The following is a 3908-nucleotide window of genomic DNA, read 5'->3' on the forward strand; positions in this document are numbered from 1 at the left end:
GGCCCGCCCCGAGTTCTGCATCACGCACGCGCCCGGCGCGATGCTGATCACCGATTTGCTGAACACCCACATCGCCAGCCTCTGAGTTCCCGTTCTTCCTTCAACCTCGTCCAGGAGCAGTCCCCATGCAACATCCGCAGCCCCGCAGAAGCGTTCTCCAGGCGCTGGGCGCCACCTTGTTCGGTCTGGGTTTCGGCACCGGCGCGCGCGCGCAGTCGGCCGAGGTGAAGATCGGCGTGATCTACCCGCTGACCGGCCCGGCCGCATCCACCGGCGCCGAGCTGAAGAATGCGCTGGAGCTGGCCGCCGACATCATCAACAACGGCGCGAAGGGTGTCGCCGACCTGCCGTTCGCCGCCGGCGGCGGCCTGCCGAAGCTGAAGGGCGCGAAGATCAAGCTGGTGTTCGCCGACCACCAGGGCAACCCGCAGACCGGCGCGACCGAGGCCGAGCGCCTGATCACGCAGGAGAAGGTGGTCGCGCTCGTCGGCGCCTACAACAGCAACGTCACCGCCACCGCGAGCCAGGTGTCCGAGCGCTACGGCGTGCCGTTCCTGAACCCCGAGTCGTCGTCGGCCTCGCTGACGGCGCGCAACTTCAAGTGGTTCTTCCGCACCACGCCGCACGACGACTTGTTCGTCCACAACTTCTTCGATTTCCTGAAGGAGCTGGAGGCGAAGAAGAACTTCAAGATCGGCGCGATCGCGACCTTCAACGAGAACACGCTGTGGGGCAACGAGACCACCAAGCTGCAGGCCAGGCTGGCGCCGGAGAAGGGCTACAACCTGGTCAAGCAGGTGACCTACCCGGCCAAGAGCACGCAGCTCACGTCGGAAGTGCAGACGCTGAAGGCGGGCAACCCGTCGCTGGTGATGCAGTCGTCGTACCTGGGTGATGCGCTGCTGTCGATGAAGACCTACAAGGAGCTGGGCTTCTCGCCGGACATGATCCTCGCGAACAACGCCGGCTTCACCGACACCGAGTTCATCAAGACGCTGGGCAAGGATGCCGAGTACGTGATCACGCGCGAGGTGTGGGCGCTCGACCTGGCCACGCGCAACCCGCTGATCAAGCAGGTCAACGACCTGTTCCTCGCGCGCTACAAGGCCAACTTCACCGGCAACTCGTCGCGCACCTTCACCGGGCTGATGGTGCTGGCCGATGCGATCAACCGCGCCGCGTCCACCGAGCCGGAGGCGATCCGCAAGGCACTGTCGGAAACCGACCTGCGCGCCGAGAACCTGATCATGCCGTGGAAGGGCGTCAAGTTCGACAGCACCGGGCAGAACACGCTGGGCCGCGGCATCCTGGTGCAGATCGTCGACGGCAAGTACAACACGGTGTACCCGTTCAACCTCGCGACGCGCGAGGTGACCTGGCCGATGCCGAAGTGGGACCAGCGCAAGTAAACCGGCCGCGAGGACGTCCACCATGACTGCAGAGATCCTTCTCCAGACCCTCGCATCCGGCGTGCTGATCGGCCTGATCTACGCGCTGGTCGCGATCGGCCTCACGATGATCTTCGGCGTGATGGACATCGTGAACTTCGCGCACGGCGAGTTCCTGATGCTCGGCATGTACGCGAGCTTCTGGCTGTTCGCGCTGTACGCGCTCGACCCGATGCTCACGCTGCCGCTCACGGTGCTGATGCTGTTCGCGTTCGGCGTGCTGCTGTACAAGCTCGTGATCCGCCGCATCATCGATGCGCCGATGCTCAGCCAGATCTTCACCACCTTCGGGCTGATGATCCTGCTGCGCGGCGTCGCGCAGTTCCTGTGGAAGCCCGACTTCCGCTCGATCGAGGGCTCGTGGGTCAGCGGCAGCGTCAAGCTGGCCGGCATCCAGCTTGGCCAGCCGCAGCTGGTGGCCGGCGTCGGCGCGATCGCGGTCACCGCGCTGGTGCATTTCTTCCTGACGCGCACCCGCCTCGGCGCGGCGCTCGAAGCCACCGCCGCCGACAAGGAGGCCGCGCAGTTGATGGGCATCGATTCGCACCGCATGTTCGGGCTCGCCTGGGGCATCGGCGCGGCCTGTGCCGGCGCGGCCGGCGTGCTGCTCGCGACCTTCTTCCCGATCTTCCCGGAGGTCGGCGCCAACTTCATCCTGATCGCCTTCGTGGTCGTCAACCTCGGCGGCTTCGGCAGCGTGACCGGCGCGTTCTGGGCCGGCATCCTGGTCGGCGTGATCGAGGTGATGGGCGGCCTGCTGCTCGGGCCGCAGTACAAGACCGCCATCGTGCTGGTGCTGTTCCTCGCGGTGTTGATGTTCCGGCCGCAGGGCCTGATGGGGAAAGCATGAAGCCTTCGAAGAAGACCCTGGCTCTCGCAGCCTTGGCGGTGGCCGCGGTCCTGCTGCCGTTCGTCACGCACAGCCCCTCGCACCTGAACCTCGCGATCCTGGTGCTGATGGCCGCGCAGCTCGGCGTCGCGTGGAACCTGCTCGGCGGTTACGCCGGCCAGGTCTCGCTCGGCCATGCGGCGTTCTACGGGCTCGGCGCCTACACGTCGACGCTGCTGCTGCTGAACTTCGGCGTGAACCCGTGGCTCGGCATGCTGCTCGGCGGCGTGGTCGCGGCGCTGCTGAGCCTCGGCTTCGGCTGGTCGTGCTTCCGGCTGAAGGGGCACTACTTCGCGATGGCGACGATCGCGGTCGCCGAGATCGTGCAGATCGTGTTCACCAACTGGGAGTACGCCGGCAGCGCGGTCGGCCTGACGATCCCGATGGACCGGCAGGGCTGGGCCACGATGGTGTTCGCCGACAAGGCGCCGTACTACTGGCTCGCGCTCGGCCTGCTGGTGCTGACGCTGCTCGCGACCTGGGCCGTCGAGCGCAGCCACATCGGCTACTACCTGCGGGCGATCAAGGACGAGCCGGATGCCGCGCGCAGCATCGGCATCAACATCGCGCGCTACAAGCAGGTGGCCTTGTCGCTCAGCGCCTTCTTCACCGCGCTCGGCGGCAGCCTGTATGCGCAGAAGGAGCTCTACATCGACCCGGGCTCGGTGCTGACGACCGCGCTGTCGATCAAGATGGCGCTGGTGTCCATCCTCGGCGGCGTCGGCACGCTGTTCGGGCCGGTGGTCGGCTCGGTGGTGCTGACGACGATCGAGGAGTTGACGCGCGCCACCTTCGGCGGCACCGGCCGCGGCACCGACACCATCATCTACGCGGCGCTGATCGTCGGCATCGCGGTGTTCTACCCGAGCGGGTTGATCGGCGGATTCCGGGAGTGGCGGCAGCGGCGCCGCGCCCGCGCAGTCGAAGCCGCCAAGGTGGAGGTGGCGCTGTGAGTCTTCTCGAGTTGCAAGGCGTCTCGAAGCGCTTCGGCGGCCTGATGGCCAACCAGGATGTCTCGTTCAGCGTCGACGCCGGCCAGATCGTCGGGCTGATCGGCCCGAACGGCGCTGGCAAGACGACGGCGTTCAACTGCGTGGCCGGCTTCTACGAGCCGAGCGCCGGCGAGATCCGGCTCGACGGCAAGCTGATCTCCGGCCTGCCGCCCGAGGCCTGCGCCCGCGCCGGCGTCGGCCGCACCTTCCAGGTCGCGCGCACCTTCACCAGCATGACGGCCCGCGAGAACGTGATGGCCGGTGCGCTGATGCGCAACCGCCGTGTCTCGGCCGCCCGCGACGAGGCGCAGCAGTGGCTGGCCTTCGTCAACCTCGACCAGTTCGCCGACAAGCCCGCCGGCAGCATGACGATCAGCGAGCAGCGCCGCCTGGCGGTCGCACGCGCGCTCGCCATCGCACCGAAGCTTCTGCTGATGGACGAGGTGATGGCCGGCCTGAACCCGTCGGAGGTGCGCGAGATGGTGAAGGTGGTGCTGAACATCCGCGAGCGCGGCATCGCCTGCCTGATCGTCGAGCATGTGCTCGAGGGCATCATGCCGATCGCCGACAGGATCGTCG

At 67.2% G+C, this 3908-nt stretch carries 4 protein-coding genes; all 4 read left to right on the forward strand.

Translation table 11 applies throughout. The features are described 5' to 3' along the window. Positions 1-125: 125 nt before the first annotated feature. A complete protein-coding gene (locus tag AC1D15_RS21060) occupies positions 126-1409 on the forward strand; it encodes an ABC transporter substrate-binding protein (protein WP_477827499.1) in 1284 nt (427 codons plus the stop codon). 22 nt (positions 1410-1431) lie between these two features. Continuing rightward, entirely contained in the window at positions 1432-2298 is an 867-nt protein-coding gene (locus AC1D15_RS21065) for a branched-chain amino acid ABC transporter permease (protein WP_477827500.1), read from the forward strand. Then, entirely contained in the window at positions 2295-3290 is a 996-nt protein-coding gene (locus tag AC1D15_RS21070; protein ID WP_477827501.1) for a branched-chain amino acid ABC transporter permease, read from the forward strand. The genes AC1D15_RS21065 and AC1D15_RS21070 overlap by 4 nt, the downstream gene beginning before the upstream one ends. Then, positions 3287-3908 (forward strand): ABC transporter ATP-binding protein (locus AC1D15_RS21075; protein WP_477827502.1); only part of this gene is annotated, 622 nt, incomplete at its 3' end. The genes AC1D15_RS21070 and AC1D15_RS21075, both read left to right, overlap by 4 nt.

This window comes from Rhizobacter sp. P2_H2, from assembly GCF_056403375.1.